General features: G+C 71.6%; 21 protein-coding genes. 1 reads left to right on the top strand and 20 read right to left on the bottom strand.

Going from position 1 to position 14,707, the window contains the following annotated elements; translation table 11 throughout:
- Window positions 1-27: 27 nt before the first annotated feature.
- Genes Vau01_RS47910 through Vau01_RS47895 form a run of 4 tightly spaced genes read right to left on the bottom strand, consistent with a single transcriptional unit; the run spans window position 28 to window position 3,431 of the window.
- Window positions 28-948: a DNA-processing protein DprA gene (locus Vau01_RS47910; RefSeq protein ID WP_204007487.1), complete on the bottom strand. Its 921-nt coding sequence runs from the start codon at window positions 946-948 to the stop codon at window positions 28-30.
- Window positions 945-1,988, bottom strand: a complete 1,044-nt coding sequence (locus Vau01_RS47905; RefSeq protein WP_204007485.1) for a magnesium chelatase subunit ChlI family protein — start codon at window positions 1,986-1,988, stop codon at window positions 945-947. The genes Vau01_RS47910 and Vau01_RS47905 overlap by 4 nt, the downstream gene beginning before the upstream one ends.
- Window positions 1,989-2,035: 47 nt before the next feature.
- A complete protein-coding gene (locus Vau01_RS47900; RefSeq protein ID WP_204007483.1) occupies window positions 2,036-3,187 on the bottom strand; it encodes a DNA methyltransferase family protein in 1,152 nt (383 codons plus the stop codon).
- Between the two features lies 1 nt (window position 3,188).
- Window positions 3,189-3,431, bottom strand: coding sequence for a hypothetical protein (locus tag Vau01_RS47895; protein ID WP_204007482.1), 243 nt, complete (start codon window positions 3,429-3,431; stop codon window positions 3,189-3,191).
- A 151-nt stretch (window positions 3,432-3,582) separates the two neighbouring features.
- Here Vau01_RS47895 and Vau01_RS47890 point away from each other — a divergent pair, with 151 nt between their 5' ends.
- Window positions 3,583-3,960: a hypothetical protein gene (locus Vau01_RS47890; protein WP_204007481.1), complete on the top strand. Its 378-nt coding sequence runs from the start codon at window positions 3,583-3,585 to the stop codon at window positions 3,958-3,960.
- A 46-nt stretch (window positions 3,961-4,006) separates the two neighbouring features.
- On the opposite strand, the gene Vau01_RS47885 is transcribed toward Vau01_RS47890, so the two are convergent.
- From Vau01_RS47885 to Vau01_RS47810, 16 genes are all read right to left on the bottom strand, one after another.
- Window positions 4,007-5,134: a DUF4192 domain-containing protein gene (locus tag Vau01_RS47885; RefSeq protein ID WP_204007480.1), complete on the bottom strand. Its 1,128-nt coding sequence runs from the start codon at window positions 5,132-5,134 to the stop codon at window positions 4,007-4,009.
- 146 nt (window positions 5,135-5,280) lie between these two features.
- Window positions 5,281-5,511 carry a hypothetical protein gene (locus tag Vau01_RS47880; RefSeq protein ID WP_204007479.1) on the bottom strand — a complete coding sequence of 77 codons (231 nt, stop codon included), beginning with the start codon at window positions 5,509-5,511 and terminating at the stop codon, window positions 5,281-5,283.
- A 35-nt stretch (window positions 5,512-5,546) separates the two neighbouring features.
- Window positions 5,547-5,801, bottom strand: coding sequence for a hypothetical protein (locus Vau01_RS47875; RefSeq protein WP_204007478.1), 255 nt, complete (start codon window positions 5,799-5,801; stop codon window positions 5,547-5,549).
- On the bottom strand, window positions 5,798-6,055 hold the full coding sequence (locus Vau01_RS47870; RefSeq protein ID WP_204007477.1) for a hypothetical protein: 258 nt from the start codon (window positions 6,053-6,055) through the stop codon (window positions 5,798-5,800). The genes Vau01_RS47875 and Vau01_RS47870 overlap by 4 nt, the downstream gene beginning before the upstream one ends.
- The gene (locus Vau01_RS47865; RefSeq protein ID WP_204007476.1) at window positions 6,052-6,459 is read right to left on the bottom strand and encodes a hypothetical protein; all 408 of its coding nucleotides are present in this window, start codon (window positions 6,457-6,459) and stop codon (window positions 6,052-6,054) included. Before Vau01_RS47865 ends, Vau01_RS47870 begins: the two co-directional genes overlap by 4 nt.
- Before the next feature lie 180 nt (window positions 6,460-6,639).
- Window positions 6,640-6,897 (bottom strand): hypothetical protein, encoded by a 258-nt coding sequence (locus Vau01_RS47860; RefSeq protein ID WP_204007474.1) that lies wholly within the window; start codon window positions 6,895-6,897, stop codon window positions 6,640-6,642.
- Entirely contained in the window at window positions 6,894-7,403 is a 510-nt protein-coding gene (locus Vau01_RS47855) for a hypothetical protein (RefSeq protein WP_204007472.1), read from the bottom strand. The genes Vau01_RS47860 and Vau01_RS47855 overlap by 4 nt, the downstream gene beginning before the upstream one ends.
- A gap of 231 nt (window positions 7,404-7,634) precedes the next feature.
- Window positions 7,635-8,051, bottom strand: a complete 417-nt coding sequence (locus Vau01_RS47850; protein WP_204007470.1) for a hypothetical protein — start codon at window positions 8,049-8,051, stop codon at window positions 7,635-7,637.
- Between the two features lie 146 nt (window positions 8,052-8,197).
- Entirely contained in the window at window positions 8,198-8,986 is a 789-nt protein-coding gene (locus Vau01_RS47845; protein WP_204007468.1) for a hypothetical protein, read from the bottom strand.
- Window positions 8,983-9,423, bottom strand: a complete 441-nt coding sequence (locus Vau01_RS47840; RefSeq protein WP_204007466.1) for a DUF3085 domain-containing protein — start codon at window positions 9,421-9,423, stop codon at window positions 8,983-8,985. Before Vau01_RS47840 ends, Vau01_RS47845 begins: the two co-directional genes overlap by 4 nt.
- Window positions 9,423-10,091, bottom strand: coding sequence for a hypothetical protein (locus Vau01_RS47835; RefSeq protein WP_204007464.1), 669 nt, complete (start codon window positions 10,089-10,091; stop codon window positions 9,423-9,425). The genes Vau01_RS47840 and Vau01_RS47835 overlap by 1 nt, the downstream gene beginning before the upstream one ends.
- A gap of 83 nt (window positions 10,092-10,174) precedes the next feature.
- Complete coding sequence (locus tag Vau01_RS47830) at window positions 10,175-10,564, bottom strand: hypothetical protein (RefSeq protein WP_204007462.1); 390 nt, start codon at window positions 10,562-10,564, stop codon at window positions 10,175-10,177.
- A gap of 241 nt (window positions 10,565-10,805) precedes the next feature.
- Window positions 10,806-11,549: a hypothetical protein gene (locus Vau01_RS47825; RefSeq protein WP_204007460.1), complete on the bottom strand. Its 744-nt coding sequence runs from the start codon at window positions 11,547-11,549 to the stop codon at window positions 10,806-10,808.
- 42 nt (window positions 11,550-11,591) lie between these two features.
- Complete coding sequence (locus tag Vau01_RS47820) at window positions 11,592-12,779, bottom strand: hypothetical protein (protein WP_204007458.1); 1,188 nt, start codon at window positions 12,777-12,779, stop codon at window positions 11,592-11,594.
- A gap of 155 nt (window positions 12,780-12,934) precedes the next feature.
- The gene (locus Vau01_RS47815) at window positions 12,935-13,549 is read right to left on the bottom strand and encodes a hypothetical protein (RefSeq protein WP_204007456.1); all 615 of its coding nucleotides are present in this window, start codon (window positions 13,547-13,549) and stop codon (window positions 12,935-12,937) included.
- A gap of 163 nt (window positions 13,550-13,712) precedes the next feature.
- Window positions 13,713-14,707, bottom strand: a 995-nt coding sequence (locus Vau01_RS47810; protein WP_204007454.1) for an ArdC family protein, incomplete at its 5' end; no start/stop codon positions are given.

Raw genomic sequence — 14,707 nt, 5'->3', positions numbered from 1 at the left:
GGCGTGGGTGTTCGGTAGCGCGGGCCGCTACTCGGCGGCTGCCTGGGCCAACTCGGCGAGCACGTCCGCGGCGTCGCGGACGAGTCGTGCCTGCCGATGCTCACGCAGTGCCAGATGGGCGCCGGCGGACACCGCGGACGTGACCGGGCCGGGGACCACCATCGCCGGGCGGCCCAGCGTGATGGTGTAGGCCAGCACGCCGAGCGCGCCGCTGCGCGGGGCGGCTTCCACCAGCACCGTGCCGGCGGCCAGGGTGGCCAGCAGCCGCCCGGTGGCGGCGAAACGGTCACGGGTGGGGTGGGTGCCGGGCGGCCATGGGCTGACCAGCAGCCCGTGCGCGGCCACCTGGTCGAGCAGGTTGGCGTTGCCGGACGGGTAGAGCCGGTCGATGCCGGCGGGCAGGACCGCCACGGGAGTGCCGCCGGCGGCGAGCGCACCGCGCAGGGCAGCAGCGGCCACGCCGTACCCGCTGGTGACCGCGACGGTCCACCCCGCGACCGTCAGGTCGTGACCGAGCTGCCCGGCGACGTACACGCCGTATTCGGTGGCGGCCCGCGAGCCGACCACCGCGACCGCGCGGTGCACCGCCGTGGACAGCGCAGGCTCGCCGCGCACCCACAGGCACAGCGGCGCACCCGACGGGTGTGGGGTTGGCGTGCCGGTATGGTCGGCCAACGCGGACGGCCACTGCGCGTCTTCGGGGATGACCACCCGCGCCTCGGCCGAGGCCGCCTCGCGCACGGCGGCGCGTCGCAGCGAGCCGACGTCGCAGTGCCCCGGTCGGGAGTGTCCGCACAGCTGGGCGAGGGCGCCGACGGGGCCGTGCTCAGCGACGAGCCGGTCCAGATCCACGCCCGCATCGCCGGACAGCGCCAGCCGGGCCAGGGCGACCCGGGCGGCGCGCACGTCGTCGACCGGGTTGTCGACCGGGTTGTTGTCAGGGTTCATGACCGCGCCTGCCCGTCGAGCAGCTGGATGCCGTGCAGGCCGACGGCCTCGGCGATGTCGTCTTCGTCGGGTTCGGCCCGTTCGGCCAGGTCGGCGAGGGTCCACGCGACGGCGAGGACCTGGACCGCGTCGTCGAATGTCAGGCGTGCCGCGTCCGGGCGTGCCCGCACAGCGGTGAGCTGGGCGGTCCACCGGCCGGCCAGGTCGCTGCGCATCGCCCCGGTGGCCGCGTCGTGGTTGGTGGCGAAGCCGTACCGGGCCCACCGGTCGACGGCCTCGCCCCTGGCCGCAGCGACCCGGGCGGCGACCGTGCTGGTCGTCTCACCGGCCCGCGTCTCGGCGCCGACGGCGGCCGGGGGCGGGGGCGGGGGCGGGGGCGGGGGCGGCAGGATCACCCGCAGTTCGGTGCGGTGCAGCAGCGGGGTGAGCCGCCGCAGGTACGCCAGGCGACGTGCCGGCGGGCAGTCGCAGTCGCCGCCGTGTTGCCAGGAGCCGGTGTCGAACTGGTAGGCCAGCTCGACCTGCACCGCGAACGTGCCGGCCGCGGTGATGTAGACGCGGCCGGTGTTGGCGTACTGCGGTTGGATGCTGACCTGCCAGCCGCCGCGCTGCGCGATGTCGGTGAGGGTGCCGAGGATCCGGTCCTGCATCGACACCGGCGCGGGCGTCGGCGTGGACATCGGCGCGGACATGGGTTGCGGCGCCGGCCGGTGTGCTGCCGCCGGCTGCGTGGCGGCGACAGCGTGAACCGCCCGCTGTGCCGCGTCGAGGTCAGGGACGTCGACGGCGGCGGCGCGGCTGAGGACCGCGTCGAGCGCGTCGAGCACCGGCCCCGGTGTGGTGCTGCCGGCGGGCGCCCCCGGCGCGGGTTCGTCGTGGGCGGCGAGGATTGCCGCGATGCACCGCAGGTAGGCGCGGTACGCGCCGTCCGCACGGTGCTGCTCGGCCTCGCTGCTGGTTGGCTGCGTTCTGGCCAGGCGTGCCGGATGCGCGGCGATCGCCTGGTGCAGGATCGTGCGTAGTGCGTCCTCGATGGACATGTGTGGCGGCTCCTTTCCGCGTGGTGTGGGGCATCTGGGAGGTGTGGTCAGGCGGCGTCGGCGCCCGGGGTCGGCTCGGTGCCGCCGGTGGTGTCGGGTTCCGGTGGCCAGTCGAAGTCGTCGAGTGGGAACGCCGCGCCGGGCAGGTCGACCAAGTGCGGGTGGAGCCGGCCGTACTCGGACCGGGTGGTGCCGGTGCCGATCAGCAGGGAGTCGCCGACGGCGATGCGTGGGGTGACCCAGGCGGGGATGTCGGCCAGCCGCAGCGGTTGCCGGATGAGCCCGGCCTGCGCCATGAGGTGTCCGATGTAGACAGTCATGCGTAGACGGGCCACCGCTGCGGTCAGCGGGTCGATGTCGACACCGTCGACGCCGGCGAGGATGCGCCGGATCGCCGCCTGTGCCGGGTAGATGGTGCCGCCGGTGACCGGTGGGCGGCTGCGAACCTGCCGCGTGGTGACGCGGCCGGTGGTGTACCACTGCCACAGGTAGTCCACCGCGCGGATGAGGAAGTTTCCGGTACCGCCGGCCGGGTCGATCAGCCGCAGCGGCCTCTCGTCGCGGAAGGTGCCGGCGGCCCGGACCAAGGTCAGGTCGAGGATGAAATCGACGACGAAGTGCGGGGTCTGGACCAGCGCATGGCCTTGACGTCGCTGCACCGACAGCAGCTGCAGCAGGTCCCCGATCGGCCAACCGGTGATCGAGGCCGGATACCCGCGGCTGGCCGGATAGGCGAGGCTGGGTGCCTGGGTGGCCCACCAGTCGATCAGGTCGCTGGCCGCACCTGGACCCGGGGTGCCAGCCCACAGCAACGGGTTGTAGCCGGGATGCAGCAGCCACTGGGTGGCCGGGTGCACGGTCAGTTGCTGGAAGGCCCGGCCCAGCCACAGCAGGCTGCTGGCCCGGTTGCGGACGATACCGCGCGGATTGGTCCGCAGCAGCGGCATGACCAGGCCGTGGTCCTCGGCCCACACCGCGACACTGGACAGGTACACCCAGGCGGCAGCGATCGCCTGCCGGTGCTCCAGCTCGCCGGATCCAGTGGGACGCGGGCTGTCGTCGCTGTGGTAGGTGATGGTGCCGGCGAGATGGTCGACCAGGCGCTGCATATCGCGGCGAAACGCCGGCCGGTCGGCGGGGTTCGGCGAGACCGGCCCGCCCTTGCCGGTGGAACCCTTGCCGGTGGAACGCTTGGCCATCTCAGACCACCGCGGCGGTCTCGACGGTCGGCCACGGCCACGGGTACGCACAGACGGCACGTCGGCGGTGCGTGTCAGGGTGAACGCGGACGTCACCGGCGCTGGTGGTCTGCGCGGCCAACGCCGGGCGCCGCGGCTCGCCGGCACGCCGGTCGGCGGCGGTCAGCCGGCGCTCGGCGCGGGCGAGCGCGTGCTCGGCGATCGGGCGGACCTCTGCGGCCCGGGACCTTGCATGTGTGTTCACGGTGCAACTCCTTGCGGGAAAAGGGATACGCCACCCGCGCAGGGTGGCGTCACTGATCGGTGAAGCCCGGGACGGCCGCCGCGGCTGCTGGCCGACGGGCGACTGCCGGACACCCCTGCGGGTCGTACAGTTGTTCGACTACGGTGGCGGGATGGCGTGGGTGTGCTGGTGGCGGGTGACGCTGACCTGGCAGTCCGGCCAGTACTCGCCGACCGGCGTGCCGGAGCAGGTGCTCGACGTCACCCGGGCGGCGCAGCTGCGCCGGGTGGTGCTGGGCACGCGGCGCGATCCACGCATCCGCGACTACCGGTACTGGCTGCACCGCGAATGGGATGACCCGGACCCGCCGCGGCACTGCCCGAGAGGGCACGAGCTGACGGCGGGCCGCGCCCGCGCGAGGCCGTGTCTGTGCGGCGTGGGGCACTTCGTGACCGACTGCTTCTGCGGTGCAGGCGGGCACCGGCCGCCGCTGGGTCCGGGCTGCGGCGAACTGCCGTTCGACCCGGAAGCGGGCCGGCACCACTGGTAGCCGGCCAGCCGCGGCGGCGCACCCAGGGGCGGCGTCGGGGCTCGGGCTACCTGGCCACGAATGCGCGGACGGTGGCCGGGTCGATGCCGGCGGCGATCGCACGGGCGAGCAGTTGGGCGAACCGGTTGTCGGGGTCGGCGTCCAGCGCCCGGTCGATGGCGATGCTGGCCACCGTTGCCCGGCCGGTCTGCAGGGCGCTCAGGGCGAGCATGGTGGCCGGCCCGACGGTGAACGGCGGTTGGGCCCGGCGGACCAGGTCGGTCCACATCTGGATCTGCCATTCCTCGCCGCTGGTGCGCCGGGCGGCGAAGTCCCGCAGCGACGGCAGTTCCAGCAGCACGGTGAGGGCGGCGGCCTGGTCGTCGCCGACCGACTGCCCGGCCCGGTAGCTGTCCTGCGCCTGGCTGAGGTAGGTGCGCGCCACCTGTTGCAGCGCGACTCCGATCGGGGTGTGCAGCGCCGCGTCCAGGTCGCTCACTGTGTCACTGGCTGTGTCACTGGCTGTGTCGCTGGCTGTGTCGCTGTTGGACTCGCCGCTGTTGGACTCGCCGCCGTTGGATTCGCCGGTGCCCGGGCGGGCGGCCTCCAGGACTGCCAGAAAGAACTCACAGGCCATGGCGGTGGCGGCGACCATCCGGTCGCGGGCGGGGCCGGTGACCGGGGCCAGGGTGTCGGCGAGGGCGTCGCGGCCGGGTAGCGCGACCAGTCCGGCGTACACGGCGGTGGCGGTGACGGGGCTTTCGGTCGGGTCGAACGAGGTCCCGTCGACCGGCTCGGAGGCAGGCTCGGTGCCGTCGAGGCGCCAGAACCGGCCGTCGGCCACCCGCAGCGTCTCTCGGATCGAGATGCCCGCCTGCTGCATGGCGTCGGTGGCCGCGGCGACCGCCTTCTGGACCGGGTCGGCGGGGCCGTAGCCGACGAGCGCGACGCTGATCCCGTGCAGGGGCGTGAGTTGCGCGGTGACCACGTCCAGTGCGGCGGGCAACGCCGAGGCGGACTCCGGCGTGGTGGGCAGGGTCATTCGTGCGGTGAACGGGACGCCGCCACGGTCCGCGGGGTCCATGGCGACCAGGACGAGGCTGGTGTCGGGTTGGAAGCCCAGGATGAACGGGATCAGGGCGAGCAGGTCCTCGGTGCTGTGGATGTGGATGGTGGGTCGGTCGGTGGAAGCCATCGGGCTCTCCTTGCGCGGTAGACGCTCACCCGCGAGCCGGCGCGCACACGACCCCGTCCCGGGGCGGATGCGGCCGGTTCCGGGCGGGCTCACGAAATCGGGGTAGTTGGTGCTCGGCCCGTCGTCGGCGGGCCGTCGAGACGGGGTCAGACGCTGTTCTCGATCGCGTCGGTCGTGGCCACCTGCTCGGCCTCGGCGATGTCGCCAGCCGCGACGTGGGCGAACCACACGCCACCGGTGAGGCTGGCTTCGCCGCTCGTCTTTCGGCGGCGTCCCCGTGCTGCGCAGGCGCCGGGCGACCGCGGCCCACGACGGTCGGCGGCGAAAGCCCACGACAGTCGGCGCTTGTCTTCGGGAGAGAGCGTGCGCGCGTCCACCAGACGCGGCGCCTCGCCCGTGGTATCGCCGTTGGTTATGAGTCGAACCTCGCTGCGTGTCGGTCATACGTTCGGACGGCGGCGAGCGGGTCGGTCGGATCGATGCCGTGCCGGGCCAGCACCTGCTCGGGCGTGGTGTCGGTGCCCTGCGCCTTTCTGGCGTCGAGGAGTGCGGACATGAGGGGGTTGCCGTGCCGGCCCTGGAGGATCTCCCAGGACTTTTCGTAGATGTCCGGGGTGATGCCGAGCCACAGCAGGCCGTCCGCGACGGTGAACTCCCCGGCGGTCATCGCCCGGTCGCCTTCGCCATGTAGCGGGCCATGTGGTCGGTGTAGCGCTGCTCCCAGGTGCCCTCGTCCGGCAACCGTGGTGCGGCACCGACGAGCACCCGGAGCCTGGCCAGGGTGTGGCAGCGGAAGCAGGTGATCATGTCTTCGGGCTCCAGCGTCGGGCCGTTGCAGAACTCGAACTGGCAGCCGATGCGTTCGAACCCGTCGATGACATCGGCCAGCAGGTCGGCTGGAATCTGAACTCCGCTTGTCATCCCTGCTCGCCCCGGCTGCTCAGGTACGCGTCGTGGAGTTCGCGCTCATAGTCCATGAAGTCGTTGTCGATGGTGTCGGGAAAGTGCCGGCGGATCTGGCCGGCGGCCCAGGTGAGGATGTGCCACGCCTCGGGCGCGGTGTAGTCGCGCAACGGGTCGTCCTCGCTGAGGTAGGCGTCCCCGCCGTATGCGTCGATAGCAGTGCGGATGATGTGCTCGACGGCGTGCTTGCTGAGGTCGTCGCCCGGTCGGTCGGTGTCCCAGTCGGGGCCGTCGACGTCGGTGAGGCCGCTGGTTTGGAACCGGGCGAGCAGCCGCAGCATCTCGTAGCCGCCGAGGTGGTGCTTGGCCATGATCGTGGTCATCTGCCGCTGGTTGCGGCGAAGGGTGAACTTGAGAGGCATCGAATTCTCCGTGATCTACGGGGTGACAGTGGCTGTCCGTCTGGCCGAGCAGTGGGGTCGAGCGGTACAGCTTCGTGTTCCACCGGGGTTGGATCCCCGGTGCGCAGGTTGTTGCCGCCACACGGGACAGCGGCACCGTCCGATATGGACAGTGCCGCTGTCGGTGGTCGTGGTGCCGTGTCAGAGCTGGTGGTGGGTCTCGCCGCCGTTGGCGACCTCGACCGCGAGGTCTGTCGGCGGCCGGGCTTCGTTGTCGATGTGGATGTACAGCTGGGGTCGGCTGGCCGGGTGTGCCCGGCTGGTCCGCAGCCGCACGAGCACGGAGATGCCGAAGACGTCGAGCACGTACATGTCGCTGGCGTCGTCGCTGTCGGGCTCGTGGCTGTGGTCGAAGACGCGTACGGTGGCGTCGCGGACCGGGAAGTCCTCGAAGGTCATGACGGGCTTCCGCCGTCTGGGACGTTGGTGCCGTCCTCGTCGTCGAGGAGGTCGACCTCGACGCGGGCGCCGGTGTGCCGGTTGACGACCTGGAACACGCAGGCGTGCGAACCCGGACGGCGGATTGTCCGCCATGCCTGCTCGGCGGCCTGCCGCGGCGTGCGGGTGAAGGCGCAGTTGTCGACCCAGACCACGATGTACTCGTCGCGGCCGTCGACCGGCGGGGCGGGGTCGGGTACCGGTAGGGGCCGGCCGGTGAACTCGGCGATGTCGTGCAGCAGGGTGGCCACGACGTCGGTCCGCTCGTCGTCGCCGGCACGCGGGACCGGTGCCGCGAAGGCGAGGGACGTGCGGCCGTCGGCGCTGACCGGGCTGGCGACGAGCCGCCGGTCGGTGTCGAGCCAGAACAGCCGGCCGGTGTCCGGGTCGAAGACCAGCGGCAGCAGCGTGGCGGGTACCGCCGCCGCAGAAAGGCTGCCGACGGCCGGGCCATCGAGGGGAATCATCAGTGTCCTCCGGTGGAGTCGATGTGGGGGCGGCAGTTCGCGCCGCGCCCTGTGTGCAACGGCTGTGTACAAAGAGGCTTGCGTCGGTCGACCGCGGCGGCTGGCAAACGCGATGTGCACGCTGTCGTGCTGGATCTACGCCGATGTCTCGGTGTACCGACGTCTCGTGTGGTGGCGGGCCCACCGGTGTTTGGTGCATCGCTCATCGGTCTCTTATGGACGGTTGAGGGTTCAGTGCGTGGGCAGCGGGCGGCCGTTGACGGTGACCTGCGGGGTGTCGTCGACCAGGCGCAGCACGGCGCCGGGGTGGACGAGGGCGGGCTGGCCGCCGTCGATGAAATGCAGCACCAGCCAGCCGTCGCGGCCCTTCCACGGCGGGGCGGCGACGGTGCGTACGCTGCTGCCGAAGATGACCTGATCGCCGGTGGCTACGCGCCGGGCCGCGCGTAGCTGGGCGCCGTCGGCGGGGCGCACGGCCCAGGGCAGGACGGTGTCGGTAAGCGGGGCCGATACGCCGGTGTCGTAGGTGACGCCGACGTGGCGGGGGGCCACCAAGGCGACCGTGGCGGGCAGCCAGCTGGCGCGGTGGTTGACGTGGACCGGCTGGCCGATCCGCAGCATCTGATGCGGCTGCAGCGTGCTCGTCATGACGGAACTCCCTGCGCGGTAGGGGGTTTCCGGACACGGCGCAGCAGCCGTGCCCGGAATCCTGGAATGCGTGGCCGGGCAACGGCCGAAAGAGAGGGGGTCGGAGCTTTCGGGCGGCCGGCGAGGTCGCGGCGCGCCGATGCGGGTCAGGAGTGCATGGACCAGGACCCGGGTCGTGGTGCGTCCAGCGGGAAGCTGGGCTGGTGGATGTGGTCGGCGATCACCGCGGTGGACCACGGGGCATGGGCGGTCCCGTCGTCGGCGATCGTGGCGGCGCAGCCGTCGCCGGCGATGCAGCGGCGGGTGGCGTCGTGGAAGATCAGCCCGTACGTGAATCCGCTGCCGGTGGTGGCCAGGAGGCTGAGGTGTCCGTCGCGGTGCACGCGGGTGTCGGCGCCGAAGCCCAGGGACAGCAGCCGCGACAGGGCGGCCAGCCAGCTGATGCTGGCCGTCAGGTGCTCCGCCGAGGCCGGGCCGTAGTGGGCGGCGAGCGCCTGGACGTGCCGGGTGGCGGCGGCAATGACGTCGACCGCGTCCCGGCTGATGTGCAGGTGCAGCAGGTCGGGGCGCCGGTCGGTGCGGGGCGTGTCCGGTACCGGGGCGGCCGGGTCGTCGTAGCTGCTCGGCAGGACGTTGACGAGTTCCATGGCCAGTTCGGGGCCGGTGCCCCAGGCTGCGGCCCGGTCGGTGACCGCGCCGGCGATGGCCTGCCACTGGCTGGTGGGGATGTGGAACTGGCGCGGGTCGATCTTGTGGCCGTCGGGCAGGGTGGTGAGGGTCAGACCGCGCTCGGCCAGCAGCGTGTTGTACACCGACCTGACGACTGCGGCGAGCAGGCCAGCGGTGGAGTCGGCGGCGTCGATGCGGCCGATGATGGCGGTCAGCTCGGCCTCGGTGAGCGCACGGCGGACCGGGTCCATGGTGGGCAGGTTCATCGGGTGGCCTCCCGGGCGTCGGCGAGGTAGAGCTGCATTGCGGTGGTGTCGAGGTCGATGACGAGCAGGTCCAGGCCGTCAGCGACGCCGGCGGTGAGCCGGGCGTGCAGAGTGACACCGTCGGGGCCGGGGTCGAGCAGGGACAGCGGTTCGCAAAAGTCGTCGCCGCCGATCTCGTCGGCGATGGCGTGCTTGGACATCGCGGTGCGGTATCCGTCGGCGTAGACCACGTGCAGCCGGTCGCCGCCGTCCGGGTGTGGCTGGCCCGGCAGGCCGTTGGACATCAGGTAGAGACCGTCGTCGCCGACGAACCACAGCGCCGGGGTCGGCGTCGTTCCATCCACCGTGTCGGCGAACGCCGGCTTGTGAGCGGGCGCGGCGATGGCGTGTTCGGCCACGGCCAGGACGTCGCGCAGCGCGAATCGCAGCTGGATCATCAGCGCTCCTCGAAGACGGGGACCTCGGGCAGGGTGACCTGGCAGCGTTCGCCGCAGGCCGGGCAGTAGACGGCGAAACCCGGGCACGGACACATCTGTTCGGTGCCGCCGTCGTCGAACGCTTCGCAGTCGTGGCAGCGGCTGATCACGCTGGCGTCGCGGCCGAACAGGGTGCTGACGTCTGTTTCGGCGCCGTCGGCGGTGTGCAGGTAGCGGTCACCATCCCAGGTCCAGGCGTGCCCGCCGGAGCAGGACAGCGCGATGGAGGTGGCGTCCAGCCAGTAGCCCTCGTCGGTGGTGCGGTCGGCGTACACGTCGGGGCTGGCGCCGTTGATACTGACCAGCGCCAGCGCTTGCCGGGGCACGCCGGCCTCGGCCGGCACCTCGGCCGGCACGGTGGCCAGCACGATCGTGACCGGCTTGGTGAGGCAGGCGGCGTCGTGTTCGATCACGCCGCCCGCGCCGACGGGGTAGCCGTGCGCGGCGCACCACAGCCGCATCCGGGCGGCCATGTCCAGGCTCGGCCGGTAGTCGTCGAACACGTCGCAGAGGACGAATTCCTGCAGCTGCGCGCTGTGCTCGACCTGGTGTGCGCCGGTGCGCTGATCGAGCCACGCTTTCGTGTAGATCAGGTAGTAGCCGTTGTGTAACGTGACCGGTTTGGTCATGAGGGATACGCCTCCTTGGCGGAAAAGGGGCGTGGACCGGCCGACCGCAGCCGGTGGCCTGGCCCACGCCCGGACGGGCAAGATCAGGACTGCGGCTCGGACTGCGGGTCGGGCTGCGGCTGTGCGGTCTGGGCGCCGATGAGCACGCTGACGCCGCGGACGGCGGGCCAGCCATGGGAGCGGCCGGGCGCGGTCTCGGCGAACCCTTCGAAGCGGCGGCCGTTCTCCATGCCGAACACGCTGGACCGGGCCGCCCGGTCGTCGACGAACGCATTCACGTCGATGCACAGGTGCTCGCCGTCGGTGTGCGCGGCCAGGCCGAAGAACTGCACGATCGCCTTCTTGGCGCCGCCGGCGAAGGTGACGACCACGGTGTGGCGCTGCATGTCGGCGACATCGAGGTCGATGACCGGGTAGTCGCCGTCGGCGCGGCCGTAGGCGGCCAGGTACTCGTCGAACGTCTCGGGTGCCATGAGCTCTCCTCCAGAGGAGTCGAGCGGGCACGGCGCATCGGCCGTGCCCGCGGTGGGTGGTCCTTGGCCGGGCATCGGCCGGAACTGGCGGAACTGGTGGAGCTGGTGGTTCAACCGGGCGCAAGCCCGGTGGTCCGATCAGGCCGCAGTGGCCCCGGTGGCCGCGTCGGTGGGCATCGCCGTGGTTTGCATGTCCACCCGGTGTCGGGTGTAGCCGGTGTCTGACGCGTACCCGGCCGAGTTACAGACCCCGGTACGGGTTCAATACACGCTCAGTGCAGGCCCAGTGCCGGCCCAGTGCGGCGCGCTGCCGTGGGGTGAGGCTGGCCCACGTGTGCTCGGCGCTGCCGTCGCGCAGTGTCCCGTCCAGGCCGGCCGCTTCGGCCTCGTCGAAGCTCAGCGGGCGGTCGCGTTCGTGCAGCAGCTCGTCGACGCGTGCCTGTACGGCGGTCACGAACTCGTGGCCGCCGAGGTCGTCGACGACCGCGTCGGTGCCCCACGGCACGGCGACGCTGCCGGTGTTGCCGTCGACGTAGTCGTTGGTGTCGACGTGGTCGTGCAGGTCGTGCCAGCACCGCACCGCGGCGTCATACAGCGGCCCGCCGTCACGTTCGTCGGCTTCGACCAAGGCGAGGACGGCGCGGGCGCACCGGTCGATCTCCGCGGCGTGTGCCGCGACAAAACCGGGCCGGGCGTGATCGATATGCAGGTACGCGGCATGACGCTTTGCGACATCGGCGACCTGCTGGGCCAGCGCGTCACGGTCGGTCCACCGCAGGGCGATGACGTGGCGTCCGCCGCCGGTCACCTCCCGGGTGTAGAGGCCAGCCGGCACCCGCACGCCGTGCACGGGGATGTCGGCCGGCACGTCGTAGGCGATCACGGCGATGTCCCAGTCGAGGGAGTCGCCGGCCGAGCACCATGCGTCGAGGTACTGCAAGGCGTCGACCACGTCCGGGTCGACGACGGGGATCCATGCGCTCACTCGATGCTCGCCGCGTTGCTTGCGATGGCGCTCGCGGTGGTGCTAGCGGTGGTGCTCGTGTCGCCGAACTGCTTGGTTAGCAGCGTGTCGATCAGGCTGGCCTCGCTCAGTGGGACCCCGCCGGACTCCTCGGCAGCTCCCGCGCCGGTCGCGGCGACGTGGTGCGGTGCGGCGATGCCGAGCAGCACCGCGCGGGGTAGGGCACGCAGCAGGTGTGCCCCGTCGTCGGTCGACCGCCTGCCGCAGGCGGCTGGTGGCCTCGTTAACGGCGACGCGCAGCGCCGCCGGCCGGTGAAACACCTCGACGCCTCGCCAGGGATGCGCCCCGTCCAGGCCGATGCCGAACACGTCGCGGACGAACAGGTGCCGCGCGTAGCGGGGCAGGTCGAAGTACGCCTCCATCCCGCTGTCGCGGAGCAGGCCGGTCCAGCCCTGCGTGTCCATCCGGTGGTGGGCATAGTCGGCCTCGGACGTGTACCGGCCGCTGTACACGGCGGCGAACCGCCCCGGCAGGGTGCTCGCCTCGGCGTTTGTCGCCAGGCCGTGGTCGATCCAGTTGCCGACCGTGGCCAGCGACACGTCGTTGGCTGCCGCGGTGGCCTGCATTGCGCAGACCAGCTCCAGCGACAGCCGGTGGGCGTGGTAGCCGTGATGGCCGTAGCCGACCGCGCTGACGATCAACGCGTCGGCCGCGGAAATCCCCAGCGTCCGGGCAACGTCCGCCCGGGTCTCGTCGAGGTCCGCGCTCGGCCGGACCCAGCGGGTCGCGGTCGGGTCGTCTGCGGGTGCCACCCGCAGCGCGCCGACCATGTGCGGCTCGTGATGCGCCTCGGTCGTGTCCGGTCGGCCCTCGCGTAGGTCGCGCTGGTCGGCCAGTCCTTCCAGGATGTCGCGGTCCAGGTCCGCCAGGACGGCAGCGACCTGCCGCTGGTGTTTGGCCTGAACAGTCGACATCGCCACGGTGGGGGTGACCACAGCGGCGTGTACGGTGGCCCAGGCCACCGGCATCCGGTCCGAGTAGACCAGGTAGTGCGGTGTGTCGGCGGTGATGGTGCCGGCCCTGCGGGCCTCGATCAGTTCGACCAGGCGGCTGCCCCACGGCGCGGGCAGCCGGTCGAGGCCGGTGAGTTCGTCGAGGTAGTAGTTGACCGCAACGCCACGCAGTCGGCCAGCATCGACGTTCTGCAGGCGCCGCATCTCGTGCAGCGCCTCGGTGATGGTGAATTTCACGGTGTTGTCCTGTTCTCTCGTGGGGGTTGGCGACGGTGTCGCGGCTCCGCGACGCCGTTTGGTTATGGGGTGGCGAGCTGTGCTCCGGCTCGCGCCCTACCGGCGCGGTGACGAGACGGTTCACGCATGTCGCGAGGCTCACTTGCGTAGATCGCTCAGTCGCCGTCGGTGTGGTGGCGACTGGCCGGGATGCCGAGCAGATCGGGGACGTTGTCGGCGTAGTCGTCGAACTCCAATGTCCCGTCGCGCAAGTCCACGCCGAGCGCCGCCATCGGGCCGCGGGCGCCGTACATGTCGGTGAGCAGCTCGTCGACGCCGGAGCCGTGGAAGTCGACCGGCACGTGGTCGCCGTTGGCGAAGTACACCGTCGCGGTGGTGCCGGTCAGGAAGTGGCCGTTGTCCCACTCCATCGTGCCGAAGATTACCCATCGTGGCCGGCGACGGCCGAGCTCGCGCCGGTGGGTGGCGAGGTGGTAGCGGATCGCGTCGAGGAGTGCCTGATCCTGGTCGGCGGCCAGGGATTCCTGCAGCCGACGCAGCAGGTCCTCACGCGTGGTGCTGTCCACCTCCTCAACGGGGTGTGCGGTGATGTGGCCGCGTAGCAGCGGCAGCGCTGTGTCGAGTGCGGCGGCGATGGTGCCGTCGGTGACGGCGTGGTCCAGCAGCGCGGTGAAGTCGTCGTAGGCGTCGATTTCGGCGATGCCACGCTTGTGCGCCCATGCCTCGGCGTTGTGGTCGAACAGCAGCACCAGCGGAAGGATGATTCTCATCGGTGGCGCCCTTTCTGAATCGGGGCGCGCGACAGCACCGCCACCGGCGGGCGGCGGCGGTGTCGTCGCGCGTCGGGACGGGTGTGCGTGTGACAACCCAGCCGGGCCGCAACGCCACGCGGCTGGGGTGGGCTCCAGTGACGGCCTCGACGACGCCGCCAGATCAGGACGCGGCGATCGCCATACCGGCCATCGGTTCGGCCGCATCGTCGGCGCCCGGATCCGTGTCGGCGTCGGCGCGCTCCGGGGTGAGATCGGTGAGGATCTGCTTGGCGACCCGCAGCACCGTTTGCGCGCACTGCGCGACCAGGTCCATGTCACCGTCGGCCCAGCCCATCACGTAGGCGTCGCTGTACGGCGCGGAATCGAGGCCGAGGGCCTTGCACACGATGTGCGCGACGCTTTCCGCTTCGGTCTCGGCCCGGCCGCGGTGCAGGTCTTCACCGACTCGGGCGCCGGTGCGGTGATCGCAGCGGATGTGCGCCAGCTCGTGCACCGTGGTCTTGAGCCGCTGCGCGGTGCCAACGTCGCTGCGGACCTTGACCAGCATCACGTCCCCGCCGACTGTCACCCCGTTCGCGTCGCCCAGGTACCGGCTACCAGGCACATCGAGTTCGAAGCTGTACCCGGCGTCTTTGATCAGCTTGACCATGTCGTCGAACGCGTCGGTCGGATCGTCCCCCGCCAGCAGCTGCGGCGCGCCGGCGCTGGACATGCGCTGCCGGCGCAGACGTTGCACGCTGGGCGGCTCGAACGGTTCCCCGTCGGTCTGTGACACGTCGAACGTGGACTCCAGCCGGAATCCCACGACCTGGATCGACGGGCGACCGCCCGGGTCACGGCGAAACTTACGGCCGGCCGCTTCCCACTCGGCCGCCTGCTCCTCAGTGGGACGGCGTCTGATCGGCGCCCAGATCTTGAATGACGTCTCACCCTTACGCACCTGCCGGCTGTGCTTGAACCAGCCGGTGTTCTTGTCCCGGTTGCCGTAGGGCAGGAAGAACTGCGGGGTGATCCCGCGCTCCTCGGCCTGCATCAGCAGCAACAGTTGGTTGCCGAGGCTGTAGCGGGCGCCGAACGCGGCGACCTGCTCGATGAACGTCACCCACTGCCGCGGGTCGGACGCGATCCTCGCCAGCCGCTCGTCGAAATCTGCCT

Source organism: Virgisporangium aurantiacum (genome assembly GCF_016863635.1).
Lineage (GTDB): Bacteria > Actinomycetota > Actinomycetes > Mycobacteriales > Micromonosporaceae > Virgisporangium > Virgisporangium aurantiacum.
This window is presented reverse-complemented; position numbering and strand designations above follow the sequence as displayed.

What these genes read in the sequence shown, in the direction of transcription:
- Vau01_RS47910 (WP_204007487.1), bottom strand. Translation starts at nt 948, where the DNA reads ATGAACCCTGACAACAACCCGGTCGACAACCCGGTCGACGACGTGCGC.
- Vau01_RS47905 (WP_204007485.1), bottom strand. Translation starts at nt 1,988, where the DNA reads ATGTCCATCGAGGACGCACTACGCACGATCCTGCACCAGGCGATCGCC.
- Vau01_RS47900 (WP_204007483.1), bottom strand. Translation starts at nt 3,187, where the DNA reads ATGGCCAAGCGTTCCACCGGCAAGGGTTCCACCGGCAAGGGCGGGCCG.
- Vau01_RS47890 (WP_204007481.1), top strand. Translation starts at nt 3,583, where the DNA reads ATGGCGTGGGTGTGCTGGTGGCGGGTGACGCTGACCTGGCAGTCCGGC.
- Vau01_RS47885 (WP_204007480.1), bottom strand. Translation starts at nt 5,134, where the DNA reads ATGGCTTCCACCGACCGACCCACCATCCACATCCACAGCACCGAGGAC.
- Vau01_RS47875 (WP_204007478.1), bottom strand. Translation starts at nt 5,801, where the DNA reads ATGACCGCCGGGGAGTTCACCGTCGCGGACGGCCTGCTGTGGCTCGGC.
- Vau01_RS47870 (WP_204007477.1), bottom strand. Translation starts at nt 6,055, where the DNA reads ATGACAAGCGGAGTTCAGATTCCAGCCGACCTGCTGGCCGATGTCATC.
- Vau01_RS47865 (WP_204007476.1), bottom strand. Translation starts at nt 6,459, where the DNA reads ATGCCTCTCAAGTTCACCCTTCGCCGCAACCAGCGGCAGATGACCACG.
- Vau01_RS47860 (WP_204007474.1), bottom strand. Translation starts at nt 6,897, where the DNA reads ATGACCTTCGAGGACTTCCCGGTCCGCGACGCCACCGTACGCGTCTTC.
- Vau01_RS47855 (WP_204007472.1), bottom strand. Translation starts at nt 7,403, where the DNA reads ATGATTCCCCTCGATGGCCCGGCCGTCGGCAGCCTTTCTGCGGCGGCG.
- Vau01_RS47850 (WP_204007470.1), bottom strand. Translation starts at nt 8,051, where the DNA reads ATGACGAGCACGCTGCAGCCGCATCAGATGCTGCGGATCGGCCAGCCG.
- Vau01_RS47845 (WP_204007468.1), bottom strand. Translation starts at nt 8,986, where the DNA reads ATGAACCTGCCCACCATGGACCCGGTCCGCCGTGCGCTCACCGAGGCC.
- Vau01_RS47840 (WP_204007466.1), bottom strand. Translation starts at nt 9,423, where the DNA reads ATGATCCAGCTGCGATTCGCGCTGCGCGACGTCCTGGCCGTGGCCGAA.
- Vau01_RS47835 (WP_204007464.1), bottom strand. Translation starts at nt 10,091, where the DNA reads ATGACCAAACCGGTCACGTTACACAACGGCTACTACCTGATCTACACG.
- Vau01_RS47830 (WP_204007462.1), bottom strand. Translation starts at nt 10,564, where the DNA reads ATGGCACCCGAGACGTTCGACGAGTACCTGGCCGCCTACGGCCGCGCC.
- Vau01_RS47815 (WP_204007456.1), bottom strand. Translation starts at nt 13,549, where the DNA reads ATGAGAATCATCCTTCCGCTGGTGCTGCTGTTCGACCACAACGCCGAG.